We start from the raw sequence: 14,564 nt of genomic DNA, 5'->3' as shown, positions 1-14,564 counted from the left end.
CGTTCAGGCCGTCTGCGGGAAGCCGAGGTTGAGGCCGCCCTGGCTGGGGGCCCGCCAGCGGGAGGTGACGACCTTGCCGCGGGTGAAGAAGTGCACGCCCTCGGTGCCGTGTGCGTGGGTGTCGCCGAACAGCGAGCTCTTCCAGCCGCCGAAGCTGTAGTAGGCCATCGGTACGGGGATCGGCACATTGATGCCGACCATGCCGACCTCGACCTCGTTCTGGAAGCGCCGGGCGGCGCCGCCGTCGTTGGTGAAGATCGCGGTTCCGTTGCCGTAGGGGTTCGTGTTGATCAGTTCGAGCGCCTCGTCGTAGGAGTCCGCCCGCAGGACGGACAGGACCGGCCCGAAGATCTCGTCCCGGTAGCAGCTCATATCGGTGGTGACGTGGTCGATCAGCGTGGGGCCGAGCCAGAAACCGTCCGGGCCGCCGTCGGCGCCGACCCGGCGGCCGTCCACGACCAGACTCGCGCCGTCCTGCTCGGCCCGGTCGATGTAGGAGGCGACCCGGTCGCGGTGCGCGGCGGTCACCAGCGGCCCCATGTCGCAACCCCGGGTGCCGTCGCCGGTGCGGATGCCCCGGGCCCGCTCGGCGATCTTCTCGACGAGTTCGTCGGCGACGGCGCCGACCGCCACCACGGCCGAGATGGCCATGCAGCGCTCGCCCGCGGACCCGAATCCGGCGTTGACCATGGCGTCCGCCGCCAGGTCCAGGTCGGCGTCGGGCAGGACGACGGCGTGGTTCTTCGCCCCGCCGAGGGCCTGGACCCGCTTGCCGTTGGCGGTCCCCGTCGCGTACACGTACTGGGCGATCGGGGTGGAGCCGACAAAGCTGACGGCCTTGACGGAGCGGTGGGACAGCAGCTCGTCGACCGCGACCTTGTCGCCCTGCAGCACATTGAAGACACCGGCGGGCAGCCCCGCCTCGGCCCACAGCTCGGCCAGCCACAGCGCGGCCGACGGGTCCTTCTCGCTCGGCTTGAGCACCACGGTGTTGCCCGCCGCGATGGCTATGGGGAAGAACCACATGGGCACCATCGCGGGGAAGTTGAACGGTGCGATGATGCCCACCACTCCCAGCGGCTGCCGGGCCGAGTGCACATCCACCTCGGTCGAGGCGTTCTCGCTGAAGCCGCCCTTGAGCAGGTGCGGGATGCCGCAGGCGAACTCCACGACCTCCTGGCCGCGGGTGACCTCGCCCAACGCGTCCGACAGAACCTTGCCGTGCTCGTTCGTGATGATCTCGGCGAGCTCGTCCTTGCGCTGGTTGAGCAGTTCGCGGAAACGGAAGACGATCGCGACGCGCTTGGCCAGCGAGGTGTCACGCCAGGCCGGAAAGGCGGTCGCGGCCGCCTCGATCACCGTGCGGGAGTCCGCCGCGTCGGCAAGCGCCACCTCGCGCGTCACCGCACCGGTCGCCGGGTTGGTCACCTCGGCAACCCGTCCGCCGTTGCCCGGGAACGCCTTGTTGTCGACCCAATGGCCGACACGTGTCAGATCGCTGGTTGCCACGGCTTCCTCACCCTCGCTCGATCGCTCACAGCAGGCAGACCGCGGCCCGGTGCGGACCCGCTGCCTGTTCAGAGGCTGCCAGAACCCTCCCCGACGTTCTGTACAGCTGAGCCAGGGATTGTTTACGATGCGTAAATGCAGCCGACCATTCGGGAGATCCTCCAGCTGTCCGCCATGGACGCGGGCCGGCCGCAGATCGTCGGTGGCCACGCGCACCTGGACCGGCCGGTCCGCTGGGTGCACATCAGCGACCTCACCGACCTCACCGACCTGCTGGAGGGCGGGGAGCTGGTCCTGACCACCGGGCTCCCCCTGGCCGACGGTGCACAGCAGGCCAGGACCTATCTGACCAGGCTGGCCGCGCAGGGTGTGGCGGGTCTCGTCGTCGAGCTGGGCACCCACCTCGACACCGTGCCCGAGCAGTTGGGGGCCCTCGCCGACTCCCTCTCCCTGCCGGTGGTGGCATTGGCCCGAAGGACCCGGTTCATCGAGGTCACCCAGCAGGTGCACCGGCTGATCGTGGCCGACCAGTACGAAGAGGTCGAGTTCGCCCGCACCACCCACGAAGTGTTCACCTCGCTCAACCTCGCCCGGGCCTCCACCACGGACATCGTCACGCGGGCGGCACAGACCCTGGGCGCCCCCCTCGTTCTGGAGGACGTCAGCAGGCATGTGCTGGCGTTCTGCGCGCTGGACACCCCGACCGCGGTCCTGCTGCACCAGTGGGCCGAGCGCTCCCGCCTCCACGACACGGCGGGCGCCTCCACCGCCGGCCCCACCTGGTCCTCCGTCCCGGTGGGCGTCGGCTCCGAGCGGTGGGGCCGCCTCGTGCTGCCCGCCGGGACGGCGGACACCTCCCGCGCCCGCATGGTGCTGGAACGGGCCGCACAGTCGCTGCAACTGCACCGGATGATCCAGCAGGAGCGCGACGCCCTCGTGGTCCAGGCACTCGGCGGTCTGCTCGACGATCTGCTGAGCGGCCGGGTCGGCGAGGAGACCGAGGCCATGGCCCGGGCGACCGCGCTGGGGCTCACCCCCAGCAGCCGTTACGCGCCGCTGTCCGTCCGTGTGCCGCAACGTCCCGGCACCGACGCACTGACCCAGGGCGAGGCCGACCGGCGGCTGCTGGCCGCCGTCCGCCAGGCGGTGGCCGCCGCCGGAGAGAGCGCGCTCGCCTCCATCCGCCGTGCGGGAACGGTCTCAGCGGTCGTCTCATGCGCGGCGAAGGGCCCCGAGCAGACACTCGGCGCCGTCAGCACCGGGCTGCGCGAGCGGTTGACCGGCCGGCGCGGTACCGACGGCTGGGCCGCCGGTACCGCGCCCGCCTCCTCCAGCCTCGTCGGAGCCGCCCAGGGCCTCGCCGAGGCGGAGCACGTCGCCGAGGTCGGCCTGACCATGCCGGAGACCGACCGCCTCTACCGCTCGACCGATGTGCGGCTGCGCGGACTGGTCGCCCTGCTCCGCGACGACCACCGCCTCCAGGCGTTCGCCGAGACGGAGCTGGGTCGCCTGCTCGACCACGACGCGCGCACCGGCGAGGACCTGCTGGGCCTCCTGCGCACCCATCTCGACTGCTCCGGCTCCAAGACACACACCGCCCGCCTCACCGGGCTGAGCCGGCCCACCCTCTACAGCCGGCTGCGCAGCATCGAGAAGATCCTGGGCGTCTCCCTCGACAGCGCCGAGTCACGCACCTCGCTGCACACCGCGCTGATGGTCGTCGACGCACGCTGATGGCCCCCGACGCATGCTCAGGGCTCCGGCCGCCAGCGCCTTCTCGACCAAGGGAGGACCAATCGCGCGCGGGCTGCCGGGAGTCGGGTTGACACCGGTACAGGCAGCCGCTCATCCGCTTGCCACCGGGCGGCGCAGGGATACGGTCGCGGTCCTCCCGGAGGCCGGGAGGACGGCCCGGTCGACGGGTACGGCCGGACTGCCGTGCCGCGTCGACCGGGCGCCCTGGGTGGGGCGTACCGAGTCGGTCTGCCGGGGCTACTCGGCGACGACTCCGGTGATCTCGTTCGGCTTCTCCTCGAAGGTGCCGGTGGCCTTCTTCTTCCCGGAGTCCAGATCGACCGCGTAGAGCTTCTTGTGCTCGGGGTCGGTGACGAAGGCCGTCTTGTCGCGCACGAAGATCTCCGGGCGGGCCTGCTGCCAGTCCAGCGGCTCGCGCCACTCCTCGACGACGGGAATGGTCCTGCTCACCTTCCCCTTCTCGGGGTCGATGACGTGGATCTTCCCGTCCGTGCCCAGCACCAGCGCCTCCCCCTCGGGGCCGCGGGCCAGGGACCTGAAGCTGTAGCTGGTGCCCAGGTCGACCAGCTTCAGTTTGCCCGTCTCGGTGTTGATCAGGGAGACCTTCTCGGGGCGTTCGAGTTCGGCCTCCCGGTCCTGCTTGTAGTCGCCGAGCACGACGGGGGACTTCTCGGAGCCCTTCTGGTTTCCGATCCTTCCGTACTCGGTGGGGCTGTCGATCTTGGTGATCTTCCCGTCCTTGTAGAGGAGGACGCCGTCCTCGCAGCCGATGACCACCGCCTCGTCCTTGGCGGTCGCCTCGCCGTGCACCTCGGGGCACTTCTCGTTGCGGGTGATCTCCTTGCGCTTCTCGTCGAGGACGACGATGCCCTTGCGCTTCTTCGCGGTGCCCAGCGTGGTGACGAGTTCGCCGTTCTCCAACTCGACGGCGACACCGTGGTGCGGGGAGGGCGAGGTGTAGGTGTCGACCTTCGGCTTCTTCTTTCCGAGTTCGGCCGGGTCGAATATTCGCACCTCGCCGGTGCCGTCGGTGAACAGCACCGTCTTCCCGGCGTGCTGCACCACGTGGCCGGGCTCGGCGCCCTTGAACTCGGTCTCCGTCAACTGCTGCCGGGTCGCGTCCAGCACCCGGAAGCCCTCCGAGGTGGACACCATCACGTGCTTGTCGTCCCCGGCGGGATTCACCCGGTTGTATCCCTTGAGCGGTACGTCCTTGACCACCTTGAGGGACTTCCCGTCGAGCACGTAGAGCCCGCCGTCGTGCGTGACGACGAGAGGGTCCTCGACCGCCGCGGCGGACTGCTTGTCCCCACTCTTCGCGGACGACTTGGTGTCCGTGTCCTCCGCGCCGCACGCCGTCATGACGACGGAGGTGAAAAGGAGCGCGGAGAAGGTCGCCGCTCTGCGGACGCGCGCACTGCTGCTCATGGTTGTTCTTCCTTTCCTCGTCCACCGCCGCTCACGAGCGGCGGACAGACATATCGGTGTGCTCGTGGGACTAGGACTTCGCGAGTCCGCGCACTATCGACTTCGTGTTGGCGCGCATCATCTGCAGATAGGTGGCGGCGCCCTTCCCCTTTTCCGTGAGGGACTCGGAGAACAGCGGGATCACGGCCACCTCGACATCGCTCTCCTTCTTGAGCGCCCGCGCCAGCCGGTCGGGTTGCGAGGAGTCGGCGAAGATCGCCTTGACTCCGGCCTTCTCGATGGTCGTGGTGAGCGCTTCCATGTCCGCAGCGCTGGGAGAGGCGAGAGTGGTGCCGCTGGGTATCACGGTGCCGACGACCTGGAAGTCGAACCGGCGGGCCAGATATCCGAACACATGGTGGTTGGTCACCAACTTGCGGCGGCTCTTCGGGATCGTCTCGAAGCGCTGCTCCATCCATGTGTCGAGCTGCCCGATCTGCTTCCCGTACACGGTGGCCTGCTCCTTGACGGCGCTCTTGTCGACCCCGTCGACATGTTCGGCCACCGCGTCACCGATGAGCCGGACCGCGGTGCGTACGCGGGAGGGGTCGGTCCAGAAGTGCGGGTCGGGCTGCCCGGCCGTCTTGTCGGTCCGATAGCTGAGGGGGTGCACCTCGCGGGCGACACCGAGCGTGGGTACGTCGGCTTCCTTGGCCGCCTCCACATGGCGCAGCACGTTCTCCTCCAGGCCCAGGCCGTTGTAGACCACCAGGTCGGCGCTCTCGATCTGTGCTGCCTCGGCGGCTGAGACACCGAAGGAGTGCGGGTCGGCGTTGGGTTTCATCAGCACCTTCACCTCGGCCTCGTCGCCGACGACCTCGCGCGTGATGTCGCCCAGGATGTTGGTGGTGACCACCACGGTGGGCCGCCCGTCCTCGGTGGCGAAGCACCCCGTCAAACCGGCGAGCATCGCGCAGACGAGCAGGAGGACACCGGCTGCCGTACCGCGTCTGTTGGAGCGCCCGGCTCCTGTGGCGGCCTTCAACGTCCCGTCTCCACCATCTCGGCGGGCGCGAAGTCCAGGGAGAAGGAACGGGCCTTGCGCAGATCGTCGTTGTAGTCGATCTCGTAGACCTTCTTGGCCGCCACGTCATTGATGTAGGCACGGGCGGCGTCGACCTCGATGACCGAGCGGGAGGCGTCCTTCGCATCCGGCGACCCGGCGAGGATCTTCTTACGGGCGATCTCCTTGCCGTCGGAGATCTCGTACCCCCTCAGCGTCCCCGAGCGGTCCAGCACCAGGAGCGGGGTGCCCTCTCCCGCGCTGTTGACGGCTGCCACCGGTGCGGTCTCGATCTTCTTCCATTCACGCTCGGCCACATCCAGGACCCATACGGCGTCGTCTCCCGCCCTCGCGGTCAGCGTGGTGCCGAGGGAGCGGCTGCGGAAGGAGTCGGGGCGCTCGTCGTCCGCCACCTTCCGGCCGAAGGGGATCTTCTCGGCATGGGGCTCCCCCTTCTTCTCCGTCACGAACAGCGCGCCGTCGGCGCACCCGAAGACGACACCGGTCCGCGTCACTGCGGCACCGCGCAGCTCGGGGCATTTCTCGCCGAGGGCGGCTTTCTTCTTGCCCTTCCGGTCGCGCACTTCGACGACGGTGTTCCCACCGGGGCCGGCCGCGGGAACGAGTACGTCCTCCTCGAAGGGGACCGCGGGGCCCGGTCCGACGTCGTCGAGGGTCGCGGTCGGCTTGATGCGGCCTTTCTCCATCCGGCCGTGGTCGACCAGTCGCGCCGTACCGTCGGCGAAGGTGAAGGCCGTCAGCCACTTGCTGCTGTAGACGTCTTCGACCTTCTTTCCCCGCACCGTGCCCAGGCCGCGCGCCTCGGCACGGTAGTAGTGCAGATGGTCTCCGTGGTCGACCATCCATGCCCCGCTGTCGAAGACCTCGGAGCCGCTGGCCGAGTTGGCGTAGGCGAACCTGCCGTCGGTGACCAGTTCCGCGCCCTTGTGGGCCCGGCCCAGCGGTTCGGTCTTCCCCTTGATGAGGTCGAGCAGCGTGAGAGTGCCGCTTCCGCGGTCCGCCAGCACGAGGCGGGACTGCTGCTCGGCGGCCTCTTCGGCGCCGGCTATGTACCCGTGGGGTTTCGACGACGCGGGGTTCTTCGCGCTGTCTCTCCGCTCCTTCCCTTTGTCGTCGCCGCTGCCGCCGCAGCCCGCCAGCAGCAGTCCGAGACAGAGGACCGCGGCGGAGGCCGGCAGGGCCTTCTTCCGGTTCCAGATCATGATGAGTACTCGTGTTCCCTTCGTTCTTCGTCTGTGGGGGTGGGCTGCGCGTACTCCACTCGGCGGTTCCGGACCCGGGAGACGAACACGGAGAGGAAGAACAGCAGGACGGCGACCGCGGCGATCGTCGCTCCGGCAGCCGTACCGAGGTGCCAGGAGACCAGGAGCCCGGCGAAGGTCGCGGCCACTCCGAACAGCGCGGCACCGCCCATCACCGTCGGGATGCGTCGCGACCACGGCAGCGCGGCGGCCGGTGGGGCGATCAGCAGTCCGAAGACCAGCAGCGTGCCGACGACGTGGAACGACGTGACGATGGCCAGCGTGACGAGCCCGAGCAGGGCCGCGTGTGCCAGCCGGGGGCGCAGTCCGAGGGTGTGCGCCTTCCGCTCGTCGAAGACGAGGGCCAGGAAGGAGCGGTACCCCAGCGCGGACACGAGTACGGCCACGCACAGCGCCACGGCGAGGTTGACCAGATCCTGGTCCCGTACCGCGAGCACATCGCCGAACAGGAATCCGGTGAGGTCCACCGCGAAGGACTGCGACCGGGAGACGATGATCACGCCCAGCGACAGCATGCCCACGAACAGCAGACCGATCCCGGTGTCCTGGGAGAGCCGGGGGGAACGCCCCAGGGCCGTCACCCCGCAGGCCATCACCCCGGCGCTCACCGCGGCACCGACCAGCAGATTGCCACCGTAGAGCGAGGCGACGGCGACGCCGGGAAGCATGCCGTGCGCCATGGCGTCACCGAGAAAGGTCATACCGCGCAGCACGACCCACGTGCCGGCGGTGGCGCAGATCAGGGACACCAGGATCCCGCTCCACAGGGCCCGCTGGACAAAGGCCACTTCGAACGGGCCGGTCAACCACTCCATGACCGGGAGCCTATAATGAAAATGATTGTCATACCAACAAGGGGAGGACATGCCACAGCCCAGGCCGTACGAGGTCACGCTGCACGACGCCGCCGCCGGATACCCCCGGCGTCCGGTGCTGCGCCAACTCACCGCGTCCATCCCCGGCTCCGCGACGACCGCCGTCGTCGGACCGAACGGCTCGGGGAAATCCACGCTCCTGAGCGTCCTGGCGGGGGTACGCCCACTCACCTCCGGCTCCCTCGACAGGAGCCGCACCTCCCGCCCCTGCTTCGTCGTCCAGCGCAGCGCGGTCTCCGACACCCTTCCGCTCACCGTCCGGGAAACCGTGACGATGGGACGCTGGGCGCATCGCGGCGCCTGGCGGCGGCTCACCGCCCGGGACCGCTCCGTCGTGCGCGACAGCATGGACCGGCTCGGCATCCTCGACCTGGCCGAGCGGCAGCTGGGTGAACTGTCGGGCGGCCAGCGGCAACGCGCACTCGTCGCCCAGGGGCTCGCCCAGGAGGCCGACCTCTTCCTGCTGGACGAACCGACGACCGGCCTGGACATGGCGGCGCGGGAGAGCATCTCCACCGTGCTCGGCGCCGCCGCGGCCGAGGGGGTGACCGTCGTTCAGGCCACGCACGACCTCAACGCCGCCCGGGAGTCCGACCACTGCCTGCTGCTCCAGGACGGACGGCTCGTCGAGGAGGGAAAGCCCCGGGACGTCCTCACCGACAGCGCGCTGCGCCGCGTCTGGGACTTCCCGGAAGCACAGTGACCCGCCCTCCCGGCAGGATCCTGCTGAGCGTGGTGTCGGGCAACTGCCCTCAAGCGCGCGGCTTGCTGGTGGACCAGGTGCTGGACGCCTCACCGAACGCCCTGGTCCTCTCCGTCTCGCTGCACAACGGGCCCGACACGTATCCGGTCGTCCAGCGCCTCTCGCGGAGCGCCGACCCGCGTATGCCGCACGCCGCTCACCACGGTGTGACCGGCGCCCCGGCCGTGGTCGTACGTCAGGATCTGCTCTCCATCGGGCGCGCCACGCACCGCCCGTCCGTCGTCGTACTGGCGCTGCCCGAGGAACTCGACACGCTGCCGTTCCTGCTGGAGCTGTGGCGCGACCAGCTCGGGGCCGGGTCGCTCGGCGACCACTACACCCCGGGCCCCGTGCTGGCCGGCGTCGATCCGAGCTCCTTCCTGGCGGACATCGGCTGCGTTCACCGTGCGGTACACCGGTGGAACGGCTGGAGGGCCGACGCCCCCGTGACACGGGCCGAGGCCGCGGCAGCGCAGGTGGAGACGGCGGACACCGTCGTGCTGCACTCCCCGGCCGGCACCCGGACCGGGCTCGCGTCGGGAGTGGCCTCATTGGTCCAGCTGCTCAACAGCCGCGCCCAGGTTGTGACCCACGACGGTGAAGCACCGGCTCGGCTCACCGCTGCCGCACTGCGGCCGATCTCCTACGACCCCCAGGAGGCGTGGCGGGCCCGGCTGGACCCGGTGACGGTGCCGCACATGCCGCACGACTCCACTCACGGTGTGGGTTCCGTGCTGTGGCGGGCCCGGCACCCGCTGCACCCCGGACGGCTGGCCGACGCCCTGGCCGTCGTACTGCTCGGTGTCGTACGCGGTCATGGGCACCTGTGGCTGGCCAACCAGCCCGATTCCGTGGTGACCTGGCGTTCGGCCGGGGCGCATCTTCAGCTGCGGGAGTCGGGCCCGTGGCTGGAGGCGGACGCCCCGCAACTGTGGGAAGCCGCCTCCGCGCAGCGGCGCACGCTCGCCTCCTGGTACTGGGACGACTACTTCGGCGAGCGCCGGAACGAGATCACCTTGACAGGGGTCGACCTGGACGCCGCCCGGATCCTCGAGGCCCTGGACGCGGCCCTGCTGAGCGACGAGGAGCTGGCACAGGGGCGGGATCGGTGGCTCGGCCTCGCGGATCCGTTCTTCGCCGGCGACGACTCGTAGGGGGCCCGACGCCGATGGCCCCCTGGCCGCCCGCCGCTCAGTGGGCTTCGGGCCGCTCCAGTGCCGCCTTCGGCAGCCGTTCGGCGAGCGGCGCCGGGAGCCACCAGGCGCGTCGGCCGAGCAGCTGCATCACGGCGGGCACGATCAGGCAGCGGATGACCAGGGCGTCCAACAAGATCGCCACCGCGAGGCCCAGCCCGAACTGCTGCAGCATGCGGTTGGGGCTGAGGATGAACGCGGCGAACACCACGATCATGATGGCCGCCGCCGCCGTGATCACCTTGCCGGTGGCGGCCAGGCCCTCGCGGACCGCGTGGCCGTGGTCCCGGGTACGTTCCCATTCCTCATGGATGCGGGAGATCAGGAAGACCTCGTAGTCCATGGAGAGTCCGAAGACGATGGCGAAGATCATCACCGGGATGAACGCCTCGACCGGCCCCGGCTGCACCCCGAACCAGTCCTCCTGGAAGACCGGTGTGATCACGCCCAGTGCCGCGGAGATGCTCAGCAGATTCAGCACGGCTGCCTTGAGCGGGATCAGGATCGAGCGGAAGACCACCATCAGCAGCAGCACCGACATCCCCACGACGATGGCGACGAAGAGCGGCATCCGTTCCGCGACGCTGTCGGCGAAGTCCTGCGTGGCGGCGGTGGATCCCCCGACCAGGAGGTCCGCACCGGTTTCCCGCTCCAGCGGGGGCAGCACCTCCTCCCGCAGCCGGTGCACCAGATCGGTGGTGCCCTCGTCCTGCGGCGCAGTCCGTGGGAAGACCAGGACCGTGGCCACCTCGCCGTCCTCGGAGGGCAGCGCGGGACTGGTCGCGGCGACGCCGTCGGCCTTGCCCAGGGCGGCGCGCACGGATTCGCCCGCGGCCCGGTCACCCTTCGCCACGACGATCAGCGGCCCGTTGAAGCCTGGACCGAAACCCTCCGCGAGCAGGTCGTAGGCCTGCCGACTCGTGGTGCTCGGCGCGTCGTTGCCGGCGTCCGCGAAGCCGAGGCGCATCCCCAGCGCCGGAGCCGACAGCGCCAGCAGGGCGATGAGCGCGGCGAGCAGGGCGGGCAGCGGGCGCCCTTGCACCGCGAGGGCCAGCTGCCGCCAGCGGGCCCCTTCCTCCTTGCCCTTGGCCGCGGCCTGCTCGGCGCGCTCGAGCACACTGCGCCGGATACGCCCGCCGAACAGCGCGAGCAGGGCGGGCAGCAGGATCAGCGAGGCCGCCATGGTGACCAGGACCGTCAGCGCCACGGCCAGGGCGACGCCCTGCAGCGAGCCGAGACCGAGCGCCACCAGACCGAGCAGCGCGATGATCACGGTGCAGCCGGCGAAGAAGACCGTCCGGCCCGCCGCGTCCAGGGCGAGCCGGGCCGCCGCGGCGGAGCCCGCTCCGTGGGTGAGTTCGTGCCGATAGCGGTAGAAGATCAGCAGCGCGTAGTCGACCCCGACCCCGAGCCCGACCAGCATCATGATCGGCGGGGTGAAGTCGGCGACGGTGAACACATGGGAGGCCAGGGAGATCAGCCCGATCGCCCCGCCCACCGCGAACAGCGCGGTGACCAGTGGCAGGGCCGCCGCCACCAGCGAACCGAAGAGCAGCACGAGGACGACGAGGGCGGCGAGCATGCCCGCGCCCTCCGCGGAGCCGCCCCCTTCCTCCTCGGCGCCGCGCACGGCCTCGCCGCCGAGTTCGACGCGCAGGCCGCCCCCGGCGGCCTGCTGCGCGGTGTCGATGATCCTGGTGACGTCGGCCTCGGGCACGCGCTGCGCCTTGTCGTCGAGCGTCACGGTGGCGTAGCCGATCGTGCCGTCCTCGGAGACGGCCGAGGCGTCGGCGTAGGGGCTGCGCACCTCGGCGACGCTGGGCAGCTCGCGCACCTGGCCGAGCATGCGGGTGACGGCCGGCTCGCGCTCCTCGATCCCCCGCGGGTCCTTGAGAACGATCTGGACGCTGTCGCCCGCCTGCAGCGAACCGTGCTGCTTCATCAGATCGGTCGCGGCCTGTGATTCGGTGCCCGGCAGCGAGAAGTCGTTGCGGTAGCTGCTGCCCGCCGCCTGGGAGCCGGCCGTGATCGCCGCCACCACGAGCACCCACAGCAGTACGGCGCCCCAGCGGTGGCGCTGGGACCAGGCGGCCAGCCGGCCGAAGAAGCCCGGGGGAGCGTCCGGACGGGGCTCGGGGGAAGCGGTCGCGGACGCGGCGGAGTCTCCGCTCGCGGTCCTGCGTCGGGGATCGGACACGGTCAGCGGCCCCCGTTCCCGCGCGGCGTACGGCCGGCGGCCCGGCGCATGCCGATCGCCGCTCCCCCGAGCGCGCACAGCACCGGGACGGCGATGAAAGCGGCCAGCAGTGCCCCGGTGCCCTCCACATCGAGGGTGCGGTCGAGGACGAAGGTGCAGAAGGCGCCCGCGGTCTCGGTCAGCAGAAAGCCCGTGGCTCCGCCGACCAGGAGACCCAGCAGGGCGGGTGCGGCCTTGGCTGGTATGGACGGTGTACTCATGCCGGGAGCGTGCCGGGCCCATCGGGTCGCCCGCGTCGGCCTCCGGCTGACACCCGCGCTACCCCGATGGTCGCGGCTCGGTCGGGCCCGCGTACCCCGGTGGTTGCCGGATGGCGGGCCCGGTCCGCCGGGTGCGGCGGGTCATTCCGTCAGCCAGCCGGGGCTGACCATTCCGGTCTCGTACGCCAGGACGACCAGTTGGGAACGGTCGCGTACGTCCAGCTTCGACATGATGCGGCTGACATGGGTCTTGGCGGTGGCCGGGCTCAGCACCAGCCGGCCGGCTATCTCGTCGTTGGTCAGCCCGGCCGCGACCAGTTCCATCACCTCGCGCTCCCGGTCCGTCAGCGCGTTCAGGCGCGGGCCGGGTTCGGGGGCCTTGACCCGGCCGGCGAACTCGGCGATGAGCCGCCGGGTGACGGAGGGGCTGATCAGCGCGTCGCCACGCGCGGCCACGCGTACCGCCTGCAGCAGTTCCTCCGGTTCGGTGTCCTTCACCAGGAAGCCGGTGGCGCCCGCCCGCAGCGCCCCGTAGATGTGGTCGTCCAGGTCGAAGGTGGTCAGGACGACCACCCGCACCTCGGTGAGGCGCGGATCGGCGGTGATCCGGCGGGTTGCCTCGATGCCGTCGGTGCCCGGCATCCGGATGTCCATCAATACGACGTCGGGCCGCAGTTCCCGGCAGCCGGCCACGGCCTCGTCACCGTCGCTCACCTCGCCGACGACATGGAGATCGTCCTCGTCGTCGAGGATCGAGCGGAAACCGGCCCGCACCAGGCGCTGGTCGTCGGCCAGCAGAATCGTGATCATAAGAGGCGGGCTCCGATCGTGACATGCGGTGACGTGGTGGGCTCGGGAGCTGGATACCCGGGGACCCATGGTTCGGGGACTCGGGGGCTCGGGGGCTCGGGGGTCAATTCTCGTACGGAATACGGGCGGTGACGGTGAATCCGCCGCGGGGCCCCGGACCGGCCGACAGTTCGCCGCCGAGCACGGCCACCCGCTCCCGCATCCCCTGGATGCCACTGCCCCCGCTGCCGTGGCCTCCGCCCCTGGGGCCGATACCGCCCGGCTCGCTCCCGTCGTCCTCGATCGCGAGTGCCAGCGCCCGCTGGCCGTACCCGAGCCGTATCTCCACCGCTGTGGCCCCGCGCGCATGCCGGGCGACGTTGGTCAGCGATTCCTGCACGATCCGGAACGCGGCGAGATCGGCCGCGGCGTGCAGCGGCCGTGCCCGCCCGCTGCTGTGCACCCGCACATCGAGCCCCGCCGGCCTGGCGGCGGTCACCAGGTCATCGAGGCGGGCGAGCCCCGGTGCGGGCTGGGTCGGTGACGCCTCGTCGACCTGACGCAGCACCCCGAGCGTGGCGCGCAGCTCCCGCAGTGCTTCCCGGCTGGTCTCCTTGATGGTGGCCAGGGCTTCCTCGGCCTGCCCCGGGTCCTTCTTCAGCCGGTGCAGGGCGGCGCCGGCCTGCACATTGATCAGCGAGATGTTGTGCCCGATGACGTCGTGCAGCTCTCGTGCGATCCGCAGCCGCTCCTCGCCGGCCCGCCGCCGTGCCTCCTCCTGCGCGTAGGCGTGCCGCCGGTGCCGCATCGTGCCGAGCGCCACCACCGCGACCAGCCAGCCGGTGAGCATGAAGACGACGACGGTGTTGGTGTCTTCGTTGCCGGCCTGCTTCCCCACCCCCACCCCGAGGACGGCAGCGGCGGCGAGGGCGACGGCCGCCTGCAGTCGGCCCTCTGCGGCCACGGAGTAGAGCGCGACGATCACGGCGACCAGCAGCGGGCCGTCCTGCTCGCTGGTGAGGTAGTAGGCGGCGGTGGCGATCAGCACACACACTGCGACAGCCACCGGGTACCGCCGCCGGAAGTACAGCAACACGCAGGCGGCCACGCTCAGCACCGCGTCGAGTACGACGACGGGGACGGGCCCGGGTTCCGCCGGGTCGCGGAGCAGGGACGCCAGGCTCCAGACGGCCACCAGCAGCAGCACCCCGCACGCCGACGCCAGGTCCGCCGTGCGGCCGCGGGGCAACCACGGCCGCAGCCGCTGCGGGGTGTCAGGTGCCATGCGACCAGCCTAGGCAGCCGCGGTGGCCTGCGCAGCGGCCGGGACGGCGACTTGTGGGCGTCCCGGCCGCAACCCCGGTCGTACGCCTCGGCTGAGCGGCGCCAACTGGTGGGGTACGGGCTGTCTGCCGGCAACGGCACACCGGCTCGGCTCCTGTCTCCGCTGTCCCGCCGTGCCCGCTGTACCGGCCACCCCCGCCACGACGA

At 70.8% G+C, this 14,564-nt stretch carries 12 protein-coding genes; 3 read left to right on the top strand and 9 right to left on the bottom strand.

Going from position 1 to position 14,564, the window contains the following annotated elements:
* Positions 1-3: 3 nt before the first annotated feature.
* Positions 4-1,509 (bottom strand): CoA-acylating methylmalonate-semialdehyde dehydrogenase, encoded by a 1,506-nt coding sequence (locus tag JW613_RS08130; RefSeq protein WP_307865830.1) that lies wholly within the window; start codon positions 1,507-1,509, stop codon positions 4-6.
* A gap of 135 nt (positions 1,510-1,644) precedes the next feature.
* Here JW613_RS08130 and JW613_RS08125 point away from each other — a divergent pair, with 135 nt between their 5' ends.
* Complete coding sequence (locus tag JW613_RS08125; protein ID WP_209210029.1) at positions 1,645-3,243, top strand: PucR family transcriptional regulator; 1,599 nt, start codon at positions 1,645-1,647, stop codon at positions 3,241-3,243.
* Between the two features lie 258 nt (positions 3,244-3,501).
* On the opposite strand, the gene aztD is transcribed toward JW613_RS08125, so the two are convergent.
* The 4 genes from aztD to aztB all read right to left on the bottom strand — a co-directional run bounded on the left by aztD (position 3,502) and on the right by aztB (position 7,832).
* On the bottom strand, positions 3,502-4,692 hold the full coding sequence (gene aztD / locus JW613_RS08120) for a zinc metallochaperone AztD (RefSeq protein ID WP_209210028.1): 1,191 nt from the start codon (positions 4,690-4,692) through the stop codon (positions 3,502-3,504).
* A gap of 70 nt (positions 4,693-4,762) precedes the next feature.
* Positions 4,763-5,641, bottom strand: a complete 879-nt coding sequence (aztC, locus tag JW613_RS08115; RefSeq protein WP_209210301.1) for a zinc ABC transporter substrate-binding protein AztC — start codon at positions 5,639-5,641, stop codon at positions 4,763-4,765.
* Positions 5,642-5,712: 71 nt separating this feature from the next.
* A complete protein-coding gene (locus JW613_RS08110; RefSeq protein ID WP_209210027.1) occupies positions 5,713-6,957 on the bottom strand; it encodes a hypothetical protein in 1,245 nt (414 codons plus the stop codon).
* Complete coding sequence (gene aztB, locus JW613_RS08105; RefSeq protein ID WP_209210026.1) at positions 6,954-7,832, bottom strand: zinc ABC transporter permease AztB; 879 nt, start codon at positions 7,830-7,832, stop codon at positions 6,954-6,956. The genes JW613_RS08110 and aztB overlap by 4 nt, the downstream gene beginning before the upstream one ends.
* A gap of 49 nt (positions 7,833-7,881) precedes the next feature.
* Between aztB and aztA the strand changes: the two genes are divergently transcribed.
* Entirely contained in the window at positions 7,882-8,595 is a 714-nt protein-coding gene (aztA, locus tag JW613_RS08100) for a zinc ABC transporter ATP-binding protein AztA (RefSeq protein WP_209210025.1), read from the top strand.
* A complete protein-coding gene (locus JW613_RS36555; protein ID WP_209210024.1) occupies positions 8,592-9,788 on the top strand; it encodes a GTP-binding protein in 1,197 nt (398 codons plus the stop codon). Before aztA ends, JW613_RS36555 begins: the two co-directional genes overlap by 4 nt.
* A 37-nt stretch (positions 9,789-9,825) precedes the next feature.
* On the opposite strand, the gene JW613_RS08090 is transcribed toward JW613_RS36555, so the two are convergent.
* From JW613_RS08090 to JW613_RS08080, 4 genes are all read right to left on the bottom strand, one after another.
* Positions 9,826-12,024, bottom strand: coding sequence for an MMPL family transporter (locus JW613_RS08090; RefSeq protein ID WP_372447924.1), 2,199 nt, complete (start codon positions 12,022-12,024; stop codon positions 9,826-9,828).
* Between the two features lie 2 nt (positions 12,025-12,026).
* Complete coding sequence (locus JW613_RS35640; protein ID WP_245225231.1) at positions 12,027-12,284, bottom strand: hypothetical protein; 258 nt, start codon at positions 12,282-12,284, stop codon at positions 12,027-12,029.
* Between the two features lie 141 nt (positions 12,285-12,425).
* Positions 12,426-13,094 (bottom strand): response regulator, encoded by a 669-nt coding sequence (locus tag JW613_RS08085; RefSeq protein WP_209210022.1) that lies wholly within the window; start codon positions 13,092-13,094, stop codon positions 12,426-12,428.
* Between the two features lie 103 nt (positions 13,095-13,197).
* Positions 13,198-14,358, bottom strand: a complete 1,161-nt coding sequence (locus tag JW613_RS08080) for a sensor histidine kinase (RefSeq protein WP_209210021.1) — start codon at positions 14,356-14,358, stop codon at positions 13,198-13,200.
* Positions 14,359-14,564 lie beyond the last annotated feature (206 nt).

This window comes from Streptomyces smyrnaeus, assembly GCF_017676345.1.
GTDB classification, from domain to species: Bacteria; Actinomycetota; Actinomycetes; order Streptomycetales; family Streptomycetaceae; genus Streptomyces; species Streptomyces smyrnaeus.
This window is presented reverse-complemented; position numbering and strand designations above follow the sequence as displayed.

Bases quoted from the DNA above. Each gene is read 5' to 3' on its own strand.
- JW613_RS08125 (WP_209210029.1), top strand. From the start codon at position 1,645: ATGCAGCCGACCATTCGGGAGATCCTCCAGCTGTCCGCCATGGACGCG.
- aztD (WP_209210028.1), bottom strand. From the start codon at position 4,692: ATGAGCAGCAGTGCGCGCGTCCGCAGAGCGGCGACCTTCTCCGCGCTC.
- aztC (WP_209210301.1), bottom strand. From the start codon at position 5,641: ATGCTCGCCGGTTTGACGGGGTGCTTCGCCACCGAGGACGGGCGGCCC.
- JW613_RS08110 (WP_209210027.1), bottom strand. From the start codon at position 6,957: ATGATCTGGAACCGGAAGAAGGCCCTGCCGGCCTCCGCCGCGGTCCTC.
- aztB (WP_209210026.1), bottom strand. From the start codon at position 7,832: ATGGAGTGGTTGACCGGCCCGTTCGAAGTGGCCTTTGTCCAGCGGGCC.
- aztA (WP_209210025.1), top strand. From the start codon at position 7,882: ATGCCACAGCCCAGGCCGTACGAGGTCACGCTGCACGACGCCGCCGCC.
- JW613_RS35640 (WP_245225231.1), bottom strand. From the start codon at position 12,284: ATGAGTACACCGTCCATACCAGCCAAGGCCGCACCCGCCCTGCTGGGT.
- JW613_RS08085 (WP_209210022.1), bottom strand. From the start codon at position 13,094: ATGATCACGATTCTGCTGGCCGACGACCAGCGCCTGGTGCGGGCCGGT.
- JW613_RS08080 (WP_209210021.1), bottom strand. From the start codon at position 14,358: ATGGCACCTGACACCCCGCAGCGGCTGCGGCCGTGGTTGCCCCGCGGC.